Raw genomic sequence first — 20,438 nt, forward strand, 5'->3', positions numbered from 1 at the left:
GGTGACGATAGCCAAGTGGTCACACCCGTTCCCATGCCGAACACGGAAGTTAAGCACTTGAACGCCGAAAGTAGTTGGGGGCTTCCCCCTGTGAGGATAGGACGTTGCCAGGCACTTGACCGATCTGTAGATTGCAGATCGGTCTTTTTGTGTACTCCTTTTAGACTAGGAAAGAAATAAAAAACTGACAAATGGACGTTAAGCGTCAGTTTTAAGCGAAGCATCTAGATTAAAAAGAATGGGTTGTGCTAAGAAGACGAGGTGTAACTTGCTGTAAGAGCGCTGCAGCACGCGCTTCAAGCGGTGTTGGTAATTGATTCAGGGAGAAATACCGTAAGTCGAGACTCTCTCCGTCCGTCATTTGTAATGTACCCGATACGCCTTTTGCTTGAAAGAGATGGATCACACTGTAGGTTTGATCGCCGTTTGGATAACGAAAGAAGTAATCAGGACCGGAAAAAACGTCTAGCAGCTGAACGCTGCGCGCTTGAAGTCCGGTTTCTTCCTGTAACTCACGCATCGCGACTTCTTCCAGTGTCTCACCTGGTTCCATCGAACCACCGGGAAGTCCCCAACTGTGTGTATCTGAACGATATTGAAATAGCAGTTCAGATTGTGGGTTTAGGACGAGTACAGTCGCGCCCACGCTGATCAACGGTCGATTTCCTACGATTTTTCGTAAATCTAATAAGTATCCCATCTGCTCACTCCTTTCGTATCAGTATAGAAGAATATTCATTATGATAGTTAGTAAAAAGAAATAAGGCAAAAAGACTTGCCAATTTAAAAGACACATGTTATATTAATATCTGTCGAAACGTTATATCATCGCGGGGTGGAGCAGTCTGGTAGCTCGTTGGGCTCATAACCCAAAGGTCGTCGGTTCAAATCCGGCCCCCGCAACCAATTTTTAAATAATCAAATCCGAAACGTTTATCGTCGCGGGGTGGAGCAGTCTGGTAGCTCGTTGGGCTCATAACCCAAAGGTCGTCGGTTCAAATCCGGCCCCCGCAACCAATTTTAAACTTAACTTCAACTTTACTACGAAACGTTCAGCGTTTCGTATTTTTTTTTGCCTTTTTCGTCCGGTACAATAGAGAAGGACGAACAGTACGTATTAAAGGAGGAGACATCGTATGATAGAACTGGAAATGAACAGCTTGGAGGAAACGACTGCCTTGGCCCTTGAACTCGGACGACGTGCTGAAGCAGGAATGGTCATTACGCTCGATGGAGATTTAGGTGCTGGGAAAACGACCTTTACGCAAAGCTTTGCGAAAGGGCTAGGTGTGACGCGTCACGTCAACAGTCCAACCTTTACAATCATGAAAGTCTATACGGGACGTCTTCCTCTTTATCATATGGATGTCTATCGCCTGGAAGGTTCCGGTGATGATATCGGACTTGAAGAATATTTGAATGGGGAAGGCGTCGCTGTCGTTGAGTGGTCTGAATTGATTGCGGACAGTCTTCCACCTGAACGGTTGGCAATCACGATCACACGAACGGGTGACGATAGCCGACGTTTTGAGCTGACGCCGATCGGAGAACGATACATTACATTATGTGAGGGATTGAAATCATGAAAATCGTAGCTATTGATACATCGACGAAACAATTATCGGTCGCTCTTTCAGACGGGAAACAGATTGTAGCAGAAGCTTCTTATGTCACGTCTTTGAATCATGCGACGAAACTCATGCCGTTACTTGAGCGCTTGATGGCGGAAGCAAAATGGACACCGGCTCAACTGACACGAATCGTCGTTGCTGACGGTCCTGGTTCTTATACGGGATTACGGATTGGGGCGACGACAGCGAAGACCCTTGCCTATACACTCGGCATCGAGCTCGTTGCTATCTCTACACTTGAACTGATGGCAGCTTCGACCGGTCATACGGGACGCGTCGCAGCAATTCAAGATGCGCGGCGTGGAGCAGGGTTTGTTGGAGTATACGACGCCGGGAAACGAATCAGTGAAGAGCAGCATGTTGAGATTGCGTCTTTTGTAAAGACGTTACCGTCAGATACGCTCGTCACAGGAGACGTCGAGGCGTTCGAAGAGATTCTTCAGCCTTTCGAAAAGGCGGCTCCTGCTTTCCGGACGCCGCGTGCCGGCGTACTCGCTTTACTCGGTGCAACACATCAGACGGTCGAAGCGCATGCGTTTGAGCCACGATACCTGCGTCTGGCTGAAGCAGAAGCGAAATGGATCGAGGCACAACGTCATGAGTAAGGGCATTCGTCGCATGACCGTACACGATGCTGCAGGTGTTCATGCGGTCGAACTCGAATCGTTTGCGACACCGTGGACGCTAGATGCCTTCGAAGCGGAAATGACGCAAAATCCGAACGCTTATTATGTCGTTGCCGATCAAGACGGAATTGTCGGATTTGCTGGTCTGTGGCACATCGCGGATGAAGGACATATTACGAATATTGCCGTCAAGCAGTCTCATCGCGGAAAAGGGCTCGGGGAAGACTTGCTAACGGCATTGATCGCCGTCGGTCGTGCGCTTGGTTTGCGGGCAATGACACTCGAAGTACGTGTCTCGAACACACCAGCGCGGACTTTATATGAAAAGCTCGGATTCCAGTATGTCGGTGTCCGAAAGCGATATTATCAAGATAACAATGAAGATGCTGCCATCTACTGGCTGGAACTGGAGGGAGAAGACCTATGACACAACCATTGATTCTAGCAATCGAATCGAGTTGTGACGAAACGGCGGCTGCCGTCGTCCGCGGAGGAATCGACATCTTATCGAACGTCGTCTCGTCTCAAATCGAAAGTCATAAACGATTCGGTGGCGTCGTGCCTGAAGTGGCATCACGGCATCACGTTGAACGGATCACATACGTCATCGATGACGCCTTGACGGAAGCGAACGTCACGATCGACGATATCGATGCGATCGCTGTTACGGAAGGACCTGGACTTGTCGGAGCACTACTCGTTGGCGTCAGCGCAGCGAAGGCACTCGCCTTTGCGCATGATAAACCATTGATTGGTGTTCATCATATCGCAGGTCATATCTATGCAAATCGTCTCGTGCAAGAGCTTGAGTTCCCGCTAGTCTGTTTGATTGCATCAGGTGGACATACGGAACTGATTTACATGCCGGAAGACGGCGTATATGAAGTCATTGGTGAAACACGGGATGATGCCGCTGGGGAAGCATATGATAAAGTTGCTCGAACGTTGAAGTTACCGTATCCAGGTGGTCCACGAATCGATCAATTGGCACAGACCGGTCAGGATACGTTTCATTTTCCGCGTGTCTGGCTCGAGAAGGATTCGTATGACTTTAGCTTCAGCGGTTTGAAGTCAGCAGTCATCAATGCCGTGCATAACGCCGAACAACGGGGAGAAACGATTATCCCGGAAGATTTAGCCGCGAGTTTCCAAGCGAGCGTCGTCGAGGTACTCGTGACGAAGGCGGTCCGTGCCGTGAAGGATAAAGGGGGACGTCAACTGTTGCTTGCTGGTGGCGTCGCTGCCAACAAAGGATTACGTCAAGGTCTCGAAGCAGCGTGTGCGAAGGAAGGAATCGATCTCGTCATTCCGCCGATGCACCTGTGTGGAGACAATGCGGCGATGATTGGAGCAGCTGCGATTCATCCATATCGCGCGTTACGCCATTCGACACTTGCCATGAACGCAGAACCTGGGCTAGATTTAAAGTAAGGAATCCGAACAACTTGGGGGAAATGGAATGAAAAAAGTCATCATCGCATTGTTAGCGGTACTGGTCATCGTCGCGATCGGACTTCAGATCCGAGAAATCGTCAACGCATACCAAGTCGCCTATAAGGAAGAACTCGTACCCGATAAGAAAGCGGTCGAGACGAATACGAAACAACGTCCACTTTATGAAATCGGACGAGCAGAAGGGGAAAAGACCCGGATTCAAAAGTTATATGCTTTTGATCAGACAGTCAATGGTAAGCTCACTAACGTCGTCATCGTCGATCGGAAGTATGGTTTAACGAACAAGGCGAGTGATGATTATTTCACGATTGCTCCCGGAACACCGGTGACAGATCAAGAGAAGAAGTCATTTGAACCGATGATTCAAAAGATGGATGCGGAACAGGTCCAAGCAGAAGTAATCTCGAAGCATGAGGTGACGGCTGTTGAGAACAATAAAAAACGGACTGTGACGTTATTTAAGGTCTTCTATAAAGATACGGATCAAAACGAATACCTCTTCTTTATTGAAAAAGAGGGCGGGCTGAAACTCGATTTATTCAAGAAGGGCTACTCACGTCTTTCGAATTACTAAATCCATGAAAACAGCGGATTCCTAAACAGGAGTCCGCTGTTGTTCGTTCATTGCCATTCAGTGATACCCGTCAAGTCATCATAGATACGATCGGGATCGAGATTCAATTCCTCAACCGGAAGTCCATTTCGATTGATCCATGCCGTTTTGAAGCCGAAACTCTTTGCCCCGGTGATGTCCCAACCGTTCGAGGACATGAAAAGGATCTCCTCGCGTTTTAGACCGAGTGTATTTAACGCATGCATATAAGAAGCAGGTGCTGGTTTATATTGTTTAATGTCATCGACACTGACGAGATGTTCGAACCGATCGGCTAAGCCTGACTGTTCGATCAGCGGATCGAGCATATCATGGGAACCATTCGAGAAGACGACCAGACGCTTATCCGCCATCGTCTCGAGAACGGAGCTGACTTCAGGATACACATCAAGCGTCAGGTACGTCTCCATTAAGGTCGTGATTTGTTCCTCGGTCACATGGAGCTTCAGTTCGAGTAACGTATAGCGGAGGGCATCTTGTGTCACTTGGCTGAACGGCACGTATTGCCCGTTCAATTGCCGGAGGAAAGAGTACTCCAGTTGTTTCGCCCGCCAGCGTTTGCTGATCGCTTCTCCGTGATCCGGATACAGCGCTTCGGCTTGTTCTTTGACGGAATGGACATCGAATAATGTACCGTAGACGTCAAAGACGAGTGCTTGAATCGTCATAAAACATTCATCTCACTTTCATAGAGTCTGCTTTAACGATTCCCTTACAGTACGGATTCAAACGACACTCAAGCATGAACCTGTTGTAAAAAGCGATGAAACGTTTGCGCGAACGCACGACAAGCGGCTTGTTTCTCCGGGGTATTCGGATCAAACTCAATTTTCAAGCCATCGGTGACGATTGTCGCACCGGCTTCTTTTAACGCTCCTTCGATCAAATCAACGGCTGCGCAGTACTTCGGATAATCAAGATCCCCCGAACCAAAAGCAGCCGCCGGTATCCCGTCTAAGGATTGTTCGCGGAGTTCCTCAACGAAGTCTTCTGCTTCATACGGTAAATCACCGTCTCCCCACGTATATGAGCCGAGTAAAAGACCATCAAAACGTGATAAGTCCTCCCCGACGAATTGATCCAGTTCCGTGATCGTCACTTTGACATCGTGTTGCTCGAGTTCATGTTGAATGAGCGAGACGATATCTTCCGTATTCCCGGACATGCTGACGAATCCAATCGCGATATGCATGCATCTTCCTCCTTTCACTGTACTTCTCTACTTTAATTGATAATGATTATCAATGTCAAAGGACATATAAAAAAGCACCTTCCGAAGAAGATGCTTTTCTATACATTAGTCTTGTAGTTCGGCCCATTCCTCAATGGAACGAATGACCGGTTCGAGTTGGCGCCCTTTGTCGGTCAAACTGTATTGAATCTTAATCGGACGATCGGGAATGACAGTCCGGATGACGATGCCTTCCGCTTCGAGCTCCTTCATACGTTCCGTGAGCATACGACCTGATAATTCGGGAATGGCATCTTGAATCTCATTGAAACGACATGTCTTCGTCAACAAGTGGCGTAAGATCAGACCTGTCCATTTCTTACCTAAGATTTCAAAGGCATGTTCGACTTTGGGACAAAGAGCCGGTTGGATTGCGACTTCTTCCATCAGCACTCATCCTTTCTATAGTTGTAGTATACCCGCTTCTGCTAAAAAAATCGAATCATTTTACTTAATGTAACAAAAAGAACTAAAACAAATCTATTTACTTTTAGTAAGTGATAGGATATAGTCTGTTTATCGAGTTACTTAAAGTAACTAAAATACATTAGGTAAAAGGAGAAGAGAGAAATGATGGATACAGGACTTTTAATCATTCGTTTAATCATTGGCTTAACGTTTGCTGCACACGGGACACAAAAATTATTTGGTTGGTTCGGCGGACACGGAATCGCTGGAACAGGCGGTTGGTTCGAATCAATCGGCATGAAGCCAGGGAAGGCACTCGCGATTACAGCAGGTCTTGCTGAATTGATCGGCGGCTTGTTGTTTGCAGGAGGTGTGTTCCTCTGGATCGCAGCACTCCTCATCGTCGGATCGATGCTTGTCGCAATCGTTAAAGTACATGGTGCGAATGGTTACTGGGTGACTCAGAACGGGTACGAATACAACATGGCATTGATCGTCATCGCGCTTGGTGTAGCGATGATCGGTGCTGGAGACTACTCACTCGCTGCACTCATCGGGTGAAGAAAAAGGTGGGTCATTCATGAAGTTTGAGGCATCAACGCTTAGCGCAAAAGACAATTATAAATTACTGATCGGAAGCATCATTCCGCGTCCAATCGCCTTCGTGACAACGCAAGGAGAAGACGGGACGGTCAACGCCGCACCGTTTTCCTTCTTTACGGTCGCTTCAAGCAGTCCGCCGCAACTGGTGATCGCCGTACAACGGACGGATCAGGGGCAGAAGGATACGGCACGTAACATCTTAGCGAAACAAAGTTATGTCATCCATATCGTCAGCGAAGAGATCGTCGACGCAGTCAATGAGACAGCAGCGCCACTTGCTTACGGTGAAAGTGAGCTTAAGCGGACGGATTTAACACTCGTCGATAGTGACGCAATCGAAGTACCGGGAATCGCGGAAGCGAAAATTCGCTTCGAGATGCGCTTGACGCAACACGTCGAGCTAGAAGGTGCCGATCTTTTGATTGGGGAAGTACTGCGCTATCACGTCGCGGATGAACTCGTCGAGTCGTTCCGGATTGACGCGGCAGGTCTGAAGGCTGTCGCTCGTTTAGCAGGAAATGATTATGCGACGATCGGGAAGACGTTTACGATTGCTCGACCGACAAAATGATGGAAGTGTGAATGCCTGATTCATCGTCCGATCCATTCTGACGACGAACGTTTCGATTCAAACAAAAGGAGTGGAGATTCCGGTAGCTAGACCGGTCTCTCCACTCCTTTTTCTTATATCGCACCTCTAATGAGTTAATTAAACTTCAAGGTTGCGGATCAATTTCGTTTGAAGAGGCTTCAAGACCATGACGTTTACTGTACTGATAGCCATCAAGTAAATAGAACACGATGGCCAGCGCCCAGATTCCGACGCAGCTGATCAAGAAAGCGATGAGCGGTGAGACCCTACCATAATACGATAGGATCAACGGATCATTGAGCTCGACGAATAGCTGTGTCGTCAGAAGCGTACAACAGAGTCCCGAGAGTAGACTGACGAGAAGACCACTCCATGTCTGGATGACGAGACCGATCATACATGAGATGAGGATGAACAATAAGTAAACGGCATTAAAGGCATCCGGTCGGATAAAGACGGATACATAATCGGCATACAACGGCACGAAATAGAGAACACCGGATAGTAATCCTAAGATGAGGTTAATGAAAAAACTTTTCGTCCGCATCAGTGTTGATTCTCCCATCGTTCCATCAATTCCAGTAGATCAACGTCGATTTGATCACGTTCTGCTGAAAGAGCTGTCGCTTTCGGAATGTCATTAAAGACTTCTGGTTCACAGAGTAATTGTTCGATTTCCGCTGAACGTTGTTCAAGCCGCTCGATATCTTGTTCGAGTTGTTCGATTTGCTGGCGGCGCTTGCGCTCTTCTTTCTGTGCTTCCTTGTCGATTGTCTTCGAAGCCGTGACTTTTGCTGCTTTTGCTTCCTCGGCTTCAAGACGAGCGATCTCTTCTTGCTCGGCTTTCTTCTCCATGTAATATGAATAATCGCCGAGGTATTCTGCCACACCCGTTTCACTCATCTCGATGACACGAGTCGCGATTCGATCGATGAAGTAACGGTCGTGAGAAACGAATAACAACGTCCCTTCATAGTCAACGAGCGCGTTCTCAAGGACCATCTTCGAATCCAGATCCAAGTGGTTCGTCGGCTCATCGAGGACGAGGACGTTCGTTTTCCGGAGTTTCAGTTTCGCAAGTGCGAGACGTCCGCGTTCGCCACCGGATAGCTCATGGACGATCTTAAAGACATCATCGCCACTAAATAGAAATTGCCCGAGGACGGAACGGACTTCTTGTTCGCGCATCAGTGGCCATTCGTTCCAAATCTCATCGATGACACGATTCCGGTCATTGAGTTCCGCCTGCTCTTGATCGTAATACCCGATCGAGACGCCGGTTCCGAAACGGAAATCACCGAAGAGGGGACGTAAGCGGCCGACGAGGACTTTTAAGAGCGTTGACTTTCCGATTCCATTCGGTCCGACGAGTGCCAGTGATTCGCCGCGTTGCAAGCGGAACGTGATGTCTTTTGAGACAGCTTCTTCGTAACCGATCGCCAATTGATTGACTTGAAGAACGTCATTCCCACTCTGTTTTTCGATCGGGAAGGACAGGACCGTACTGCGTTCATCTCCATCTGGCCGATCGAGCCGGTCGACCTTCTCGAGTCGTTTTCGGACACTTTGTGCACGTTTCGTCGTCGTCGCCCGGGCGATGTTGCGTTGAATGAAGTCCTGCATCTTCGCGATCTCTTCTTGCTGCTGTTCGAACTGCTTCATTTCCTGATCGTACAAGGCCGCTTTTTGCTCCAAGTACTTTGTATAGTTCCCAGTGAACTTACGACAGACATTGCGAGAGAGCTCATAGACGACATTGACGACTTGGTCGAGGAAGTACCGGTCGTGCGAGACGATCAGGACGGCACCACGATAACCACCGAGGTAACTTTCGAGCCAAGCGAGTGTATCGATATCGAGGTGGTTCGTTGGCTCATCAAGAATAAGAAGCTCTGGTGCTTGCAGGAGCATCTTCGCTAAGGCGAGACGTGTCCGTTGACCACCGGATAACGTCTGGATCCGGCGCGAGTAATCGTCCGGATAAAAGCGCATGCCATGCAGGACAGAGCGGATATTCGCTTCAAACTGATAACCACCGGCTTCTGAGAAGTCGTGTTGTGCTTGGTCATATGTCTTCAAGAGACGATCGTAAGCGACCGGGTCGTTCAAGATATGATCCATGCCCATCTCGATTTCCATCCGGCGCAGTGTCCGTTCTTGTTCCTGTAAATGTTCGAAGACAGTCAGCATCTCGTTCCAGATCGTCTCATTCGATTCGAGACCACTGTCTTGTGCGAGATAACCGATTTTGACATCCTTGCCTTTCATGATGTCACCCGAGTCATGACTGAGTTCGCCAGCAATGATTTTGAGCAAAGTCGATTTACCGGCACCATTTCGTCCGACGAGCGCAATCCGGTCCCGCTCTTGTACTTCCAATTTGATATTTTCTAAAATCGGCTCGACGCCGAATGATTTCGAGAGTTGGTTGACTTGTAAGAGTATCATTTCCATCCATCCTTCCACCCTTTAGTCTATCACGAACAAAAGCGCGAGGTCCTGCGGAATATATTATTTGTGACTATATGTGAAGTGGTTTACAATCAAGAAGAGTAGAAAGCTTTTTGCAAAGATTTGGGTGCCACGATGGATGTGGCCGAAGGGGGAACTGCAGGATGAATGGACCAGACACAAAAATTCCACAAGCGACAGCAAAACGGTTGCCGCTATATTATCGCTTCATCCAAAGTTTATACAATTCAGGCAAGCTCCGCGTCTCTTCTGCTGAGTTAAGCGAGGCGGTGAAGGTTGATTCAGCAACGATTCGTCGCGATTTTTCCTACTTTGGGGCATTAGGGAAGAAGGGATATGGATATAACGTTCAACATCTGTTAACGTTTTTCCGCAAAACCTTGAATCAAGATGAGGTGACGAATGTTGCCTTAATTGGGGTCGGTCATCTCGGAACAGCGTTTGCAAATTATAACTTTTTAAAGAATAATAGTACTCGGATAGTCGTTGCGTTTGATGCGGACGAAGAGAAGGTCGGAACAACGACGCATGACGTTCCAATCTATCATGTTTCGGACATGAAAGAACAAATCGAAGCGAATCAGGTCGATGTCGCCATCTTGACGGTTCCATCCCAGTTCGCACAGTCAGTAGCGGATGAGTTAGTCGAGTATGGTGTGACAGGCATCCTGAACTTTACGCCTGCGCGGTTGAACGTGCCAGCGAGCGTCCGGGTCCATCACATCGATTTATCGATCGAGTTGCAGTCGTTAGTTTATTTCATGAAGCATTATTCGCAATCAGCTGAAGGAGTGAAATCATAATGGAAAACCTTATCCCGCTCACGCTAGGTATCGGACCTGCGAGTATCGGATTAATCGCTGTCGTCGCGTTGATCATCTTCGGACCGAAGAAGTTACCGGAATTCGGTCGTGCTGCCGGTCAGACATTGAAAGAGTTCAAAAATGCTACGAACGGCATCATGGACGACGATAAAAAGGACGAACCGAAAGAGAAGTGATTGAATCATGACGGTTGATCAAGAACAAAGCATGACGTCGCACCTGGACGAACTGCGTAAGCGGATCGTCTGGTCGCTCCTCATCGTCGTCGTCCTGTTCGCTGTCGCATTTCCGCTCGTCCGACCGCTCGTCCGTTTTTTACAAGCGGACTTAAAAGAGCTCGGTATCGGATTAAATGCCTTCAACGTCGCCGATCCTTTAATGTTGTATTTGAATCTTGCGTTCATTATCGCGCTGATTTTAGCGTCACCGTTCTGGATGTATCAGCTGTGGGCATTCGTCCGACCAGGGCTTTATGAAAAGGAACAAAAAGCAACACTGACGTATATTCCAGTCATCTTCTTTCTATTTTTGGCTGGTGTAGCCTTCTCGTATTTCTGGTTGCTTCCCTTCTTGCTCGAAGTCTCAACGGATCTCGGGAAAGAATTGGGGATCGAGCAAGTCATCGGAGTCGAAAACTATTTCAGTTTCCTCATCCGGTTGACGATGCCGTTCGGTCTTCTCTTCCAATTGCCGGTCGTGACGATGTTCCTGACACGTCTTGGTCTTGTGACGCCATATTTCATGCGAAAGAATCGGAAATATGCGTATTTCGCGTTGTTCGTCGTTGCGGCATTGATCGCACCACCAGACGTGACGTCACACTTGATGATCTCGGTGCCATTGTTCGTTCTCTATGAAATCAGTATCTTAATTTCTGCGCGAACGTACAAAAAGGTCTTGATCCTCGAGCAACAGGCAGAGCTTGAACGACAGGCGGATTTGATGCGTGAATTGAATAAATGAATCGTGAATTCCTTCCAGCCATTTCGGGAGGAATTCTTTTTTATGAAAGCGTTACGTTTATATTGATAAAGCAGTTAGCGATGCGTATACTAAAGATAATTCATGGGGGCTTAGCTCAGCTGGGAGAGCGTTTGGCTGGCAGCCAAAAGGTCGTCGGTTCGATCCCGATAGTCTCCACCAAATTCGTATATTTCAAACTCTTGAGAATTCAAGAGTTTTTTTGTTGTTCTCAAAATATGGAGATGTAATATAATGTGGCAATAAAAACAAATAATTATATAAAACAGACAGAACTGAATTGTTTATTTCCATCTATTTCATTAAACTAAATATACAGAATTTTCGTTTAAATGTTTTGTTGGTAACATCATTATAGTTTTTTAGAAAAGGGGAAAAGAAGCATGAAGAAGGAAATCGCACTCTTGGCAGCTGTCTTGATGACATCTTCCAACTTGGTCAGCGCTCAAGGAGCACTGTCCTCGCAAGACAAGTCAAGTGGTCAAAAGCCGCACGCCCTCTCACTTAAGAAAACAGGGCAGGAGAAGGTGTATAAGCAGTCTGACAAGGTCCGCGTCGTCATCGAGATGGAGCAAAAGCCAGCGATTCAAATCGCACAGGCGCAAAATAAGCGGTATAGCACATTGAGCAATGCCGAAAAAGAATCCATTAAGGAACGTCTCGTCACTGTTCAGAAATCAGTCAAGTCTGCTATCGCGAAACAAGCGATTCCGGTGACATATAAAGAAAGCTTTACGACAGTTTTGAACGGTTTTAGTGGAGAAGTAAAGTTCGGGGATATTCAAGATATTAAGAAGTTAGATGGGGTCAAGGATGTACATATCGCGCACGAATACGCACGACCAAAAGCTGATAAAGGCGCTAAGCCGGATATGTTATATAGCAAGGACATGGTCAATGCGAAAGAGACATGGCAGGATTACGGTTTCAAAGGGGAAGGAACGATCGTAGCGGTCATTGACACGGGAATTGACCCGTCGCATAAAGACATGGTTTTGAGCCCGGAAACGAAGGTGGATTTAACAGCTTCTAAAGTTGAGAGTGCCAAAGAAACAAAAGGCTTAAAAGGAAAGTATTTCACAGAAAAAGTCCCATACGGCTATAACTATGCCGATCACGATAGTGAAATCCGTGATTTAGGCGCAGGCGCATCGATGCACGGAATGCACGTTGCGGGTACGGTCGGTGCCAATGGAGACGAAGCAAATGGCGGGATCAAAGGTGTCGCGCCAGAAACACAGCTGCTTGCCATGAAGGTATTCGGAAATGATCCAGGCATGCCATCGACATTCAGTGATATTTACATCAAAGCGATCGATGATGCGATCGCACTCGGAGCCGATGTCATCAACATGAGTCTCGGTTCAACAGCATCGTTCGTCAACGCGGATGACCCAGAGCAACGGGCGATCGTCAACGCGATGAACAACGGCATCTTATGTGCGATCTCTGCTGGAAACTCGGCATTCACAGGACATGGTGCAGGCAATCCGTATACAGCGAATCCTGACATTGGAGTCGTAGGATCTCCAGGGTTGATCAGCCAAGCGCTACAAGTTGCTTCTTTAGAGAATACGAAATTGACGCTTGAAGGTATGGCGCTAACGATTGACGGACAGGATGCTGGGTATTTGGCATACCAAAAACAGGACTCGCCGAATCCGATTAAGGTATTCAATAAGGAAAAGCAAGACGTCATTTATGTCGGCGATGGTCAAGCATCGAACTATCAAGGAAAGGATGTCAAAGGAAAAGTTGTCTTTGTTGTGCGTAACGGTAGTTTCAATTACGGCATGATTCAAGCAGAAGCTGAGAAACAAGGAGCAGCCGGTGTCATCGTTCGTGGACGAGTCGATCATGGGGATTATGTCAGCATGGCACTCAACAATCCGACGATTCCGATGGTGACGCTCAGCATCGCTGACGGGAATGACCTCGAAGAAAAAGCGAAAGCAGGAAAAGCAATTGCTGTGACGTTCGATGGAAAAGCGGTCTCAGCAGATAACCCAGTAGCGGGCGAGATGTCTGATTTCACATCATGGGGTGTTACACCAAACCTTGACTTCAAACCAGAAATCACAGCACCGGGTGGAAAAATCTACTCGACGCTCAATGATAACGAATATGGCGTCATGAGTGGAACATCGATGGCAGCACCACACGTCGCTGGAGGAACAGCACTCGTCATGCAACGGATTGCGAAGGACTTCAAAGTCGACGGTGCGACACGCGTTAAACTCGCGAAGAACATCCTCATGAACACGTCACGTCCACAGCTTGATAAAGGGCAGTATAATGCTGAAGCGAAAACTGGTAGCTTCTATTCACCACGTCGTGAAGGTGCTGGTCTGATGGATCTACGTGCTGCGATGAAAACACCAGTCGTCGTTACGGAAACGAAATCAGGTGAAGGAAAAGCTGCACTCAAAGAGGTCGGCGAGAAATTCACGTTCACACTCGATTTGAAAAACTACAGTAGCGAAAAAGTGACGTATCAATTAGCTGGTACGGTTCAATCGGATCTCGGTGCAGAAGGGACGAACTTCCTGGAAGCCAACAATATTTATAAGAAAAACTCAGTGGATGCGGTCGATCCGAATAAAGGAACGTTCCCGATTGCATTCGCAGTCGGTTCGAAGAAAGCAAGCACTGTCTCCATTAATCCGAAGAGCTCAACGAAAGTAAGTGTATCGGTCGACTTAAAAGATACCGTTGATTGGGCAAATGGTCTTCCGCTTGAGCAAGTCTTTGAAAATGGCTACTTCGTTGAAGGTTTCGTTCGTTTAATCGATACGAAGAGCAAAAACCCGGAATTGACAGTACCATACGTCGGATTCAAAGGAAAGTGGGATCAGGCACCGATCGTCGATGCACCGCGTTATGACGAAGAGAAGACGTTCTACGGATTAACTGGGTTAGCGACAGAAGTAAAAGATGATTTCGAGTTCCTCGGAACGAACACGGCGGGAAAAGTCGTTGAAAACAAGGTTGCGTTCTCACCGAACAATGATGGTAGCGTGGATGAAGCGTTCCCAGTCCTCTCGTTCCTTCGTAATGCACGAAAAGTCGAGTATTCGATTCTTGACCGGAATAAAGCAACACTCCGTAAATTAGATCTACAAACAGACGTTGTGAAGAACTATTATGATAGTGGTGAGGGAGATAAATTCACACCCGTCATAAGTGCGGCTTGGGATGGAACAGTCAATGGAAAACCAGTCAAAGACGGTCTTTACTATTACCAAGTCAAATCAGTCATCGATTATCCGAATGCGAAGTGGCAGTCGAATCTCTTCCCCGTCTATATTGACACGAAAAAACCAGCAGCAACGGTTCAATGGGATACTGCAAAAGAAACACTTTCATGGACAGCAGGCGATCAAGGAACAGGTGTAGCGTCGTATGACATTCTCGTCGATGGAACAAGTGTCCTCAAACAGCCGCTAGCACCGACAGAAAAAGCATATGAACTAAAAGGTCTCTCGAAGTCTGCGAAGATTGATTTCGTCGTGAAGGACTATGCAGGAAATACAGTGACGAAATCGGTGAACACGACAGGAATCGATAAAGCGGTACCGACCGTCCAAATCGATACACCGGTCGCACTCGGTCTTTCGACATCTAAAGTGATTACTATCGCAGGTCACGTATCAGATGAGTCAGGGATCAAATCATTCAAGATTAACGGAAAGGCGGTCCAACTGCGTTTTGATGCAGCCAAACAGCAGTATGTGTTCAGCCATGATGTAACCTATACGAAAGATGGCGTCAAATCGTTTAAGGTCGAAGCCTATGATGGAAAAGGAAATCGCTTAGTATTTAGTCGTCAAGTCATTCTAGATTCGACATTGCCAACTTTAAAAGTGACAGCACCAAAAACAGTATCAGCAAAAACAAAGACAGCGTCTCTTAAAATCGTTCTCCAAGATAACTATGATGAGATTCGATTTGATATGAATGATAATGCGGTGTACCGCCATACATTCAAGGAACCATATCAAATGAGAGCCTTCAAGAAGACGATCACGAAAACAGTGACACTCAAGAAGGGGAAAAATACGTACAACTTGAAACTGAAGGACCTTGGTGGACACGTTGTCACGAAAAAAGTCGTCATCACGAAAAAATAAGTCAACGATGAATAAGCCAGACGGGCATCCGTCTGGCTTTCGTTGCGTATTCAGGCGCTTGGAGTGGTTTATCGTCTAGATGGAGGGGGAATTTTAAGAGCAGAAACAATTAGAGGGGGAACAACCATGAATCCATTTACGACCTTAATCGCCTTCATCGTAGGGTGTCTCGTCTTATATCTTGGTATCCGTGATCGAAACGGCTGGCTGATCGGTGTCGCGATGATACCGCTCGCGATTGTCGCCTATAGCGTCATTTACCTCATCATTCAAGTCAGTGCGTAGTCTAGTCTTCATGAAAGATGTCTTACCCTAAGCGGTGGGACGTCTTTTTTTTCAAAAATCGTACTACAGATGAAACCGATGCAGTAAAATGTAAGTATATGACAGTATAGAGAGGTGGGAGATCATGCAACACGTACATACACAAACGGAAGCTTTAGCAACGCTGTACGAAGAGATGCATCAAAAGACGAAGACCGGTATGTGGGTCATGCTTGCGGTATTCTTAGCACTGAGTAACACACTCGAGAAGCCGGTCTACGCGATGATCGTCCCGTTATTGTATTTTGGCTATGACATGTTGCTACAACGGAAACGGTTCGCGCTTGTCGCGAAATATACATCAGAGGCTTCAGCAAGACGTCTCTATCAGGTACATGTGCTGATCGGCATCTTACAGTACGGAGCACTCGCCGGTCTAATCGTCTGGGCGGCTGATCGACCAAACACGTCTTTCTTGATCGGTCTCGTTATCGTCGTCATTCCGTTCTACTGGCTCTGTCGAAAAACGTTAGAGTTCATCTCACGAAAGATTGATCCAACGTATATCACGGAAAAAGAAATTCACAAAGCGCGCTAAAGGAGAAGAGGCTATGCAAACGGCTCGAGAAGAACGTCTACAAAAACTTGCCCTCGCGTACCGGGACGTCGAATGGCTCGGTACACGTTGGTATTGGAACATGTTTCTATTCATAACAGTCGGTATCTTGATTGAATGGAAGGATCTCCCGATGCTGATTTTGGCAATTCCAGCCGTTTTTCTCGCCTCCGATTTTCGTTATCAACTAAAAAAACGAAAAATTTTAGAAGACTATCTCTCAAACGCACAAATTCGCCGGCAATTTCTACTCCGTATCGGTAGTCATGTTCTGCTGTACGCCGTCTTGACGATCGTCATCATCCAGACGATCGAGGGGCCGTTCTGGATGATGTTAGTAGCGATTTTTGCCATCTTGACGCCGCTTTATTTCATCATCGAATGGATCATCCGACGTGACGGAGCGCGCGATCCAGATTATATCAGTGACGTTGAGGTAGCCCGCTTCGTCAGACAGAAAGGAACATCGAAATGGAACACCTATTCGAGCGACAAGCACGTCTGAATTTAATGAAACGTCCGGTGCGTGTCGTCGCCTATTACTTTTTAATCCCTGTATTGATTTGTGCGGTGCCTGCCTGGTTTATGCCGGCAAGTTCATCCGTCTTTCTCCCAGTCATGTTCTTTTTTCTCTGTGCGACGGCAGTCGCACGGGAAATCGTACGGCTACGACTCATGAAGTCGTATTTAACACCAGCTATCTATCAACAGACTGTTCAAAAGGTAGCCCGCCTGACAATCATCGGTTATGTCGTGGCATGGCTGATCGCCGTCGTCATGCTGTCAATTCCAAGTGCCCCTGGGTATTTATTCGTTGTCTTCCTCTTTTGGATTGTTGGAGTCAGTCTTGGGGTCACTCGGCTGAACCGATTAGCCAAACAAATCGATCCAGCGTACGTCTCGATGGGGGAAATCGAACGTGCGTGGTGGAAACGATAAAATCAAAAAATCCGCATCCATCAGTGTCTTTCACTGATGGATGCGGATTTTTGATTATTTTTTTAACAGCAGATAGATGAAGTACGGTGCTCCGATCAAGGCGACGACGATTCCAGCCGGTACCCCGTCCGGTCCCGCGATGTTGCGTCCAATCGTATCAGCGAACGCGAGCAACCAGCCGCCGAGCAGGAGAGCGATTGGCAGAAAGAACTGATGCCGTGGTCCAACAAGCGCGCGGGCAATATGTGGCGCCATCAGACCGATGAAGGAAATCCCACCGGTGACTGAGACGGCAGCAGCAGCGAGCGCGACGGCTGTCAGCAAGAGTTGGATCCGTTCCTTTTCAATCGCGACGCCAACACCGATCGCGACCGGTTCATTCAAGGCAAGCAGATTGAGCTTATTCGCTTTATAGAACGTGAGCGGAATCAAGACGAGTAACCACGGTAACAGCGAGTAGACGAAGATCCAGTCCGTCCCCCAAATGTTACCGGCGAGCCATTTGGCGATGAAGTCGACCTTTTCACGACGCGTCGATGAAATCAGGATGACCATGATTCCAGACAGTGCCATTGAGAAGCCAACACCGGTTAAGATCAAGCGGATCGGTTGGAGTCCTTGGACGCGGTCGTACGAGAACAGGTAGATCGCTGTCGCGGTTACGAGTGCACCGAGGAAAGCGGCAATCGGTAGCAGATAGATGAACGACCCGACATCGGTCGGGAAGTACAGGAAGAACAAAGCGACGGCGACGCCAGCTCCGGTATTGATGCCGATAATACCAGGATCGGCGAGTTCATTGCGAGTGATGCCTTGTAAAATCGCTCCCGATAAGGCGAGCGCCATTCCTGCCATGACAGTGATGAGCAGTCGCGGCAAGCGGAGCGAATAGAGGACGAATTCCTCTTTGAACGATCCATTTCCAAGTAATGTCGGCAGTAAACGATCATACGAGAGAGAAGCAGGTCCGAGACCGATGCTGACGACGAGTGTTGCGATCAATAGTGCCAGTAACGTCCAAAATGTCAGTTGCTGGCGACGGCGTAAACGAGATTCCATCATGAGAAAGCACGCCCTCCTTTCCGAACGATCAAGAGGAAGAACGGTAGCCCGAGCATCGAGACGATCGCGATGACTGGCGTTTCATAGGGTGCATATAGTGTCCGTCCGATCGTATCGGCAAGCAACATGAATGTTGCACCAAAGATCGCAGTCATCGGCAGGATGAACCGATAGTCCGTCCCGACGATTGCGCGGACGATATGTGGAATCATCAGCCCGATGAACGCCATGTTACCGACGAGGGCAACGGCAGCACCGGCAAGCAGGATGACGACGATATAAAGCACCGCCTTGATCCGCTGGATGTTCTGCCCGAGTCCAAGTGCGACTTCTTCTGATAGACTAAGAATCGTCAACTGTCGTGAGAAGATGAATGCGATCACGATTCCAATTGCGATGACTGGTGCGATGACTTGCAGTTGCCCCCAGGTCGAGCCGACGAGTCCACCAGACGTCCATTGAGAGACATCTTGGGCGATCTTGAAGTAGATCCCGATGCCTTCCGCAATCGCGTACAGAAAAGCAGAGATCGCGGAACCAGCAAGGACGATCCGGAGCGGTGAGAAGCCGCCCTTTTTCGAAGCACCGATTCCGAAGACAAGTGCTGCCCCAAGTGCTGCGCCAATAAAACACGCGATCATGATCCCAAAGTAATCAATCTTCGGGAACAAGACGATGACGAGCGCAAGTGCCGCATTCGCACCTGCCGTCAGACCAAGCAGACCAGGATCGGCGAGGGGATTGCGTGTCATGGCCTGCATGATGGCACCTGAGACACCAAGTGCCGCACCGACGAGGATCGCTGCCAGTTCCCGTGGCAAGCGGATTTCCTGAACGATTTTTGCTTTTTCATTCAACGGTCCGAACGTCAAGGCGTTCCAGACTTCGCGGATCGTCGTATCGGCAGCGCCGAACGTCATCGCGATCCAGAACATCCCGAAAAAGAGGACAAGACCGAGTGTGATTTTTATGCCGAACGGAATTCGACCAGCTGACATGAATGTCGCCTCCATTTCTGATTCAGGGGATGAGCCGCAAAAAAAGGAAGGGATCCCGCAGGTTCCCTCCCTTATTCATTATGCACCAAGGAAACTTTTCTTGAAGAACTCGAGTTGACGTTCGAGTGTGATCGGATCGTTGAAGTAGAACTCCTTCGAATCGACTTCGAAGACACGATCGTTTTTGACGGCTGGAATGTTTTTGAACGTATCCGTTTTTGTAAACGAGTTGTCCGCTTCCGCACTCTTACTGAAGACGAGGTAGTCGCCTGCGTATTCAGGAAGGACTTCTGGTGACAACGCGTAGTATCCGTCTTTTAATGCCATCTTCGTGACTTTATCCGGCATTTTTAATTTCATTTCTTGATAAAGAATCTCTGTTCCACGACCCCAGTTGTTACCGAAGACGTAGAGTTGTTTATCGAAGCTTTCGATGACAGACACGGTAGCATCTTCACCGATTTTTGCTTTGATGTCTTTACCGGCAGCAGCAGCGCGTGTTTTGAAGTCTTTGACCCAGTCGCGTGCTTCTTGCTCTTTGTTGAGCAATTTACCGATTTCGATATGTTGCGTCAAGTAGTCGACTTTTCCGTATGTGTACGTGACTGTTGGAGCGATTTTTTTAATTTTATCGAGGTTTTTCGTTGTCGAGTAGCCGATGATCAAGTCGGGATCGAGTTCGATGATTTTTTCAACGTTCTCTTCCGAAACTTCCGTGACATCTTTAAGCTTGTCGAACTTCGGATTCGCTTTTGACCATGAATCGACACCAACGACAGGAACGTCGAGTGCCATGACGTTGCCAGCAAAACCAGCGAGGACAACGACACGTTTTGGATGAGCTGGAACTTTAATGTCACCGTTCTCCGATTTGTACGTGATCGTCTCGTTTTTCGAACCAGATGCTGCGTCGTCTTTTTTCTCCGTATTACCACACGCTGCGATGACGAGCGTGAGAATGAGTAGAACCGGTACAAGTAGTTTCTTCATGAT

General features: G+C 47.8%; 24 protein-coding genes, 3 tRNA genes and 1 rRNA gene. 19 read left to right on the plus strand and 9 right to left on the minus strand.

The genetic code is table 11. The features are described from left to right. Positions 1–113 (plus strand): 5S ribosomal RNA (rrf, locus tag ACHWTJ_RS01840); the annotation flags it as partial. Positions 114–229: 116 nt separating this feature from the next. On the opposite strand, the gene ACHWTJ_RS01845 is transcribed toward rrf, so the two are convergent. Beyond that, on the minus strand, positions 230–700 hold the full coding sequence (locus ACHWTJ_RS01845; protein WP_294744597.1) for an NUDIX hydrolase: 471 nt from the start codon (positions 698–700) through the stop codon (positions 230–232). Between the two features lie 129 nt (positions 701–829). Here ACHWTJ_RS01845 and ACHWTJ_RS01850 point away from each other — a divergent pair. The 7 genes from ACHWTJ_RS01850 (at position 830) to ACHWTJ_RS01880 (ending at position 4,286) form a co-directional block, all read left to right on the plus strand. Next, positions 830–906: transfer RNA gene (locus tag ACHWTJ_RS01850), tRNA-Met, on the plus strand. 34 nt (positions 907–940) lie between these two features. Continuing rightward, positions 941–1,017: transfer RNA gene (locus ACHWTJ_RS01855), tRNA-Met, on the plus strand. A 119-nt stretch (positions 1,018–1,136) separates the two neighbouring features. Further along, entirely contained in the window at positions 1,137–1,586 is a 450-nt protein-coding gene (gene tsaE, locus ACHWTJ_RS01860; RefSeq protein ID WP_023469616.1) for a tRNA (adenosine(37)-N6)-threonylcarbamoyltransferase complex ATPase subunit type 1 TsaE, read from the plus strand. After that, complete coding sequence (tsaB, locus tag ACHWTJ_RS01865) at positions 1,583–2,236, plus strand: tRNA (adenosine(37)-N6)-threonylcarbamoyltransferase complex dimerization subunit type 1 TsaB (protein ID WP_394679005.1); 654 nt, start codon at positions 1,583–1,585, stop codon at positions 2,234–2,236. The genes tsaE and tsaB overlap by 4 nt, the downstream gene beginning before the upstream one ends. Further along, complete coding sequence (rimI, locus tag ACHWTJ_RS01870) at positions 2,229–2,684, plus strand: ribosomal protein S18-alanine N-acetyltransferase (protein WP_294740163.1); 456 nt, start codon at positions 2,229–2,231, stop codon at positions 2,682–2,684. The genes tsaB and rimI overlap by 8 nt, the downstream gene beginning before the upstream one ends. After that, positions 2,681–3,688, plus strand: a complete 1,008-nt coding sequence (tsaD, locus tag ACHWTJ_RS01875; RefSeq protein WP_294740164.1) for a tRNA (adenosine(37)-N6)-threonylcarbamoyltransferase complex transferase subunit TsaD — start codon at positions 2,681–2,683, stop codon at positions 3,686–3,688. Before rimI ends, tsaD begins: the two co-directional genes overlap by 4 nt. A gap of 28 nt (positions 3,689–3,716) precedes the next feature. Beyond that, positions 3,717–4,286, plus strand: a complete 570-nt coding sequence (locus ACHWTJ_RS01880) for a hypothetical protein (RefSeq protein ID WP_294740165.1) — start codon at positions 3,717–3,719, stop codon at positions 4,284–4,286. A 47-nt stretch (positions 4,287–4,333) separates the two neighbouring features. Here the strand turns inward: ACHWTJ_RS01880 and ACHWTJ_RS01885 are convergent, their stop codons facing one another. The 3 genes from ACHWTJ_RS01885 to ACHWTJ_RS01895 form a co-directional block, all read right to left on the minus strand. Beyond that, the gene (locus ACHWTJ_RS01885) at positions 4,334–4,993 is read right to left on the minus strand and encodes a haloacid dehalogenase type II (RefSeq protein WP_394679006.1); all 660 of its coding nucleotides are present in this window, start codon (positions 4,991–4,993) and stop codon (positions 4,334–4,336) included. A 68-nt stretch (positions 4,994–5,061) separates the two neighbouring features. Then, entirely contained in the window at positions 5,062–5,517 is a 456-nt protein-coding gene (locus ACHWTJ_RS01890) for a flavodoxin (RefSeq protein WP_294740166.1), read from the minus strand. Between the two features lie 105 nt (positions 5,518–5,622). Next, complete coding sequence (locus ACHWTJ_RS01895) at positions 5,623–5,943, minus strand: helix-turn-helix domain-containing protein (RefSeq protein WP_023469609.1); 321 nt, start codon at positions 5,941–5,943, stop codon at positions 5,623–5,625. A gap of 183 nt (positions 5,944–6,126) precedes the next feature. Between ACHWTJ_RS01895 and ACHWTJ_RS01900 the strand changes: the two genes are divergently transcribed. Beyond that, positions 6,127–6,525, plus strand: a complete 399-nt coding sequence (locus ACHWTJ_RS01900; protein ID WP_294740167.1) for a DoxX family protein — start codon at positions 6,127–6,129, stop codon at positions 6,523–6,525. A gap of 19 nt (positions 6,526–6,544) precedes the next feature. Beyond that, on the plus strand, positions 6,545–7,138 hold the full coding sequence (locus tag ACHWTJ_RS01905) for a flavin reductase family protein (protein WP_023469607.1): 594 nt from the start codon (positions 6,545–6,547) through the stop codon (positions 7,136–7,138). Positions 7,139–7,283: 145 nt separating this feature from the next. Here the strand turns inward: ACHWTJ_RS01905 and ACHWTJ_RS01910 are convergent, their stop codons facing one another. Together ACHWTJ_RS01910 and ACHWTJ_RS01915 are read right to left on the minus strand one after the other, a co-directional pair. Beyond that, positions 7,284–7,706 carry a hypothetical protein gene (locus ACHWTJ_RS01910; protein ID WP_294749781.1) on the minus strand — a complete coding sequence of 141 codons (423 nt, stop codon included), beginning with the start codon at positions 7,704–7,706 and terminating at the stop codon, positions 7,284–7,286. Next, on the minus strand, positions 7,706–9,607 hold the full coding sequence (locus ACHWTJ_RS01915; RefSeq protein WP_294744609.1) for an ABC-F family ATP-binding cassette domain-containing protein: 1,902 nt from the start codon (positions 9,605–9,607) through the stop codon (positions 7,706–7,708). The genes ACHWTJ_RS01910 and ACHWTJ_RS01915 overlap by 1 nt, the downstream gene beginning before the upstream one ends. 167 nt (positions 9,608–9,774) lie before the next feature. On the opposite strand from ACHWTJ_RS01915, the gene ACHWTJ_RS01920 reads away from it, so the two are divergent. The 9 genes from ACHWTJ_RS01920 (at position 9,775) to ACHWTJ_RS01960 (ending at position 17,385) form a co-directional block, all read left to right on the plus strand. Then, entirely contained in the window at positions 9,775–10,434 is a 660-nt protein-coding gene (locus tag ACHWTJ_RS01920) for a redox-sensing transcriptional repressor Rex (protein WP_023469604.1), read from the plus strand. Further along, positions 10,434–10,631, plus strand: a complete 198-nt coding sequence (locus ACHWTJ_RS01925; protein ID WP_029342825.1) for a twin-arginine translocase TatA/TatE family subunit — start codon at positions 10,434–10,436, stop codon at positions 10,629–10,631. Before ACHWTJ_RS01920 ends, ACHWTJ_RS01925 begins: the two co-directional genes overlap by 1 nt. Positions 10,632–10,638: 7 nt before the next feature. Next, positions 10,639–11,418, plus strand: coding sequence for a twin-arginine translocase subunit TatC (gene tatC, locus ACHWTJ_RS01930; protein ID WP_035410816.1), 780 nt, complete (start codon positions 10,639–10,641; stop codon positions 11,416–11,418). A gap of 104 nt (positions 11,419–11,522) precedes the next feature. Continuing rightward, positions 11,523–11,598, plus strand: a tRNA-Ala gene (locus tag ACHWTJ_RS01935). Between the two features lie 221 nt (positions 11,599–11,819). Further along, positions 11,820–15,566 carry a S8 family serine peptidase gene (locus ACHWTJ_RS01940; protein WP_394679007.1) on the plus strand — a complete coding sequence of 1,249 codons (3,747 nt, stop codon included), beginning with the start codon at positions 11,820–11,822 and terminating at the stop codon, positions 15,564–15,566. A gap of 126 nt (positions 15,567–15,692) precedes the next feature. Then, positions 15,693–15,851, plus strand: coding sequence for a hypothetical protein (locus ACHWTJ_RS01945; RefSeq protein WP_200904908.1), 159 nt, complete (start codon positions 15,693–15,695; stop codon positions 15,849–15,851). Between the two features lie 124 nt (positions 15,852–15,975). Continuing rightward, on the plus strand, positions 15,976–16,428 hold the full coding sequence (locus ACHWTJ_RS01950; protein WP_294740172.1) for a hypothetical protein: 453 nt from the start codon (positions 15,976–15,978) through the stop codon (positions 16,426–16,428). 13 nt (positions 16,429–16,441) lie between these two features. Next, positions 16,442–16,951, plus strand: coding sequence for a hypothetical protein (locus tag ACHWTJ_RS01955; RefSeq protein ID WP_294744613.1), 510 nt, complete (start codon positions 16,442–16,444; stop codon positions 16,949–16,951). Further along, positions 16,918–17,385, plus strand: a complete 468-nt coding sequence (locus ACHWTJ_RS01960) for a hypothetical protein (RefSeq protein WP_294740174.1) — start codon at positions 16,918–16,920, stop codon at positions 17,383–17,385. The genes ACHWTJ_RS01955 and ACHWTJ_RS01960 overlap by 34 nt, the downstream gene beginning before the upstream one ends. 54 nt (positions 17,386–17,439) lie before the next feature. On the opposite strand, the gene ACHWTJ_RS01965 is transcribed toward ACHWTJ_RS01960, so the two are convergent. From ACHWTJ_RS01965 to ACHWTJ_RS01975, 3 genes are all read right to left on the minus strand, one after another. Further along, positions 17,440–18,444, minus strand: a complete 1,005-nt coding sequence (locus ACHWTJ_RS01965; protein WP_029342818.1) for an iron ABC transporter permease — start codon at positions 18,442–18,444, stop codon at positions 17,440–17,442. Continuing rightward, positions 18,444–19,445 (minus strand): iron ABC transporter permease, encoded by a 1,002-nt coding sequence (locus ACHWTJ_RS01970; RefSeq protein WP_294740175.1) that lies wholly within the window; start codon positions 19,443–19,445, stop codon positions 18,444–18,446. The genes ACHWTJ_RS01965 and ACHWTJ_RS01970 overlap by 1 nt, the downstream gene beginning before the upstream one ends. Positions 19,446–19,523: 78 nt before the next feature. Continuing rightward, the gene (locus ACHWTJ_RS01975) at positions 19,524–20,435 is read right to left on the minus strand and encodes an iron-hydroxamate ABC transporter substrate-binding protein (RefSeq protein ID WP_394679008.1); all 912 of its coding nucleotides are present in this window, start codon (positions 20,433–20,435) and stop codon (positions 19,524–19,526) included. Positions 20,436–20,438 lie beyond the last annotated feature (3 nt).

It is taken from the genome of uncultured Exiguobacterium sp. (assembly GCF_964277885.1).
Classification (GTDB): Bacteria; Bacillota; Bacilli; order Exiguobacteriales; family Exiguobacteriaceae; genus Exiguobacterium_A.

Coding starts and splice junctions, on each gene's coding strand:
- ACHWTJ_RS01845 (WP_294744597.1), bottom strand. CDS start 700: ATGGGATACTTATTAGATTTACGAAAAATCGTAGGAAATCGACCGTTG.
- tsaE (WP_023469616.1), top strand. CDS start 1,137: ATGATAGAACTGGAAATGAACAGCTTGGAGGAAACGACTGCCTTGGCC.
- tsaB (WP_394679005.1), top strand. CDS start 1,583: ATGAAAATCGTAGCTATTGATACATCGACGAAACAATTATCGGTCGCT.
- rimI (WP_294740163.1), top strand. CDS start 2,229: ATGAGTAAGGGCATTCGTCGCATGACCGTACACGATGCTGCAGGTGTT.
- tsaD (WP_294740164.1), top strand. CDS start 2,681: ATGACACAACCATTGATTCTAGCAATCGAATCGAGTTGTGACGAAACG.
- ACHWTJ_RS01880 (WP_294740165.1), top strand. CDS start 3,717: ATGAAAAAAGTCATCATCGCATTGTTAGCGGTACTGGTCATCGTCGCG.
- ACHWTJ_RS01885 (WP_394679006.1), bottom strand. CDS start 4,993: ATGACGATTCAAGCACTCGTCTTTGACGTCTACGGTACATTATTCGAT.
- ACHWTJ_RS01890 (WP_294740166.1), bottom strand. CDS start 5,517: ATGCATATCGCGATTGGATTCGTCAGCATGTCCGGGAATACGGAAGAT.
- ACHWTJ_RS01895 (WP_023469609.1), bottom strand. CDS start 5,943: ATGGAAGAAGTCGCAATCCAACCGGCTCTTTGTCCCAAAGTCGAACAT.
- ACHWTJ_RS01900 (WP_294740167.1), top strand. CDS start 6,127: ATGATGGATACAGGACTTTTAATCATTCGTTTAATCATTGGCTTAACG.
- ACHWTJ_RS01905 (WP_023469607.1), top strand. CDS start 6,545: ATGAAGTTTGAGGCATCAACGCTTAGCGCAAAAGACAATTATAAATTA.
- ACHWTJ_RS01910 (WP_294749781.1), bottom strand. CDS start 7,706: ATGCGGACGAAAAGTTTTTTCATTAACCTCATCTTAGGATTACTATCC.
- ACHWTJ_RS01915 (WP_294744609.1), bottom strand. CDS start 9,607: ATGATACTCTTACAAGTCAACCAACTCTCGAAATCATTCGGCGTCGAG.
- ACHWTJ_RS01920 (WP_023469604.1), top strand. CDS start 9,775: ATGAATGGACCAGACACAAAAATTCCACAAGCGACAGCAAAACGGTTG.
- ACHWTJ_RS01925 (WP_029342825.1), top strand. CDS start 10,434: ATGGAAAACCTTATCCCGCTCACGCTAGGTATCGGACCTGCGAGTATC.
- tatC (WP_035410816.1), top strand. CDS start 10,639: ATGACGGTTGATCAAGAACAAAGCATGACGTCGCACCTGGACGAACTG.
- ACHWTJ_RS01940 (WP_394679007.1), top strand. CDS start 11,820: ATGAAGAAGGAAATCGCACTCTTGGCAGCTGTCTTGATGACATCTTCC.
- ACHWTJ_RS01945 (WP_200904908.1), top strand. CDS start 15,693: ATGAATCCATTTACGACCTTAATCGCCTTCATCGTAGGGTGTCTCGTC.
- ACHWTJ_RS01950 (WP_294740172.1), top strand. CDS start 15,976: ATGCAACACGTACATACACAAACGGAAGCTTTAGCAACGCTGTACGAA.
- ACHWTJ_RS01955 (WP_294744613.1), top strand. CDS start 16,442: ATGCAAACGGCTCGAGAAGAACGTCTACAAAAACTTGCCCTCGCGTAC.
- ACHWTJ_RS01960 (WP_294740174.1), top strand. CDS start 16,918: ATGGAACACCTATTCGAGCGACAAGCACGTCTGAATTTAATGAAACGT.
- ACHWTJ_RS01965 (WP_029342818.1), bottom strand. CDS start 18,444: ATGGAATCTCGTTTACGCCGTCGCCAGCAACTGACATTTTGGACGTTA.
- ACHWTJ_RS01970 (WP_294740175.1), bottom strand. CDS start 19,445: ATGTCAGCTGGTCGAATTCCGTTCGGCATAAAAATCACACTCGGTCTT.
- ACHWTJ_RS01975 (WP_394679008.1), bottom strand. CDS start 20,435: ATGAAGAAACTACTTGTACCGGTTCTACTCATTCTCACGCTCGTCATC.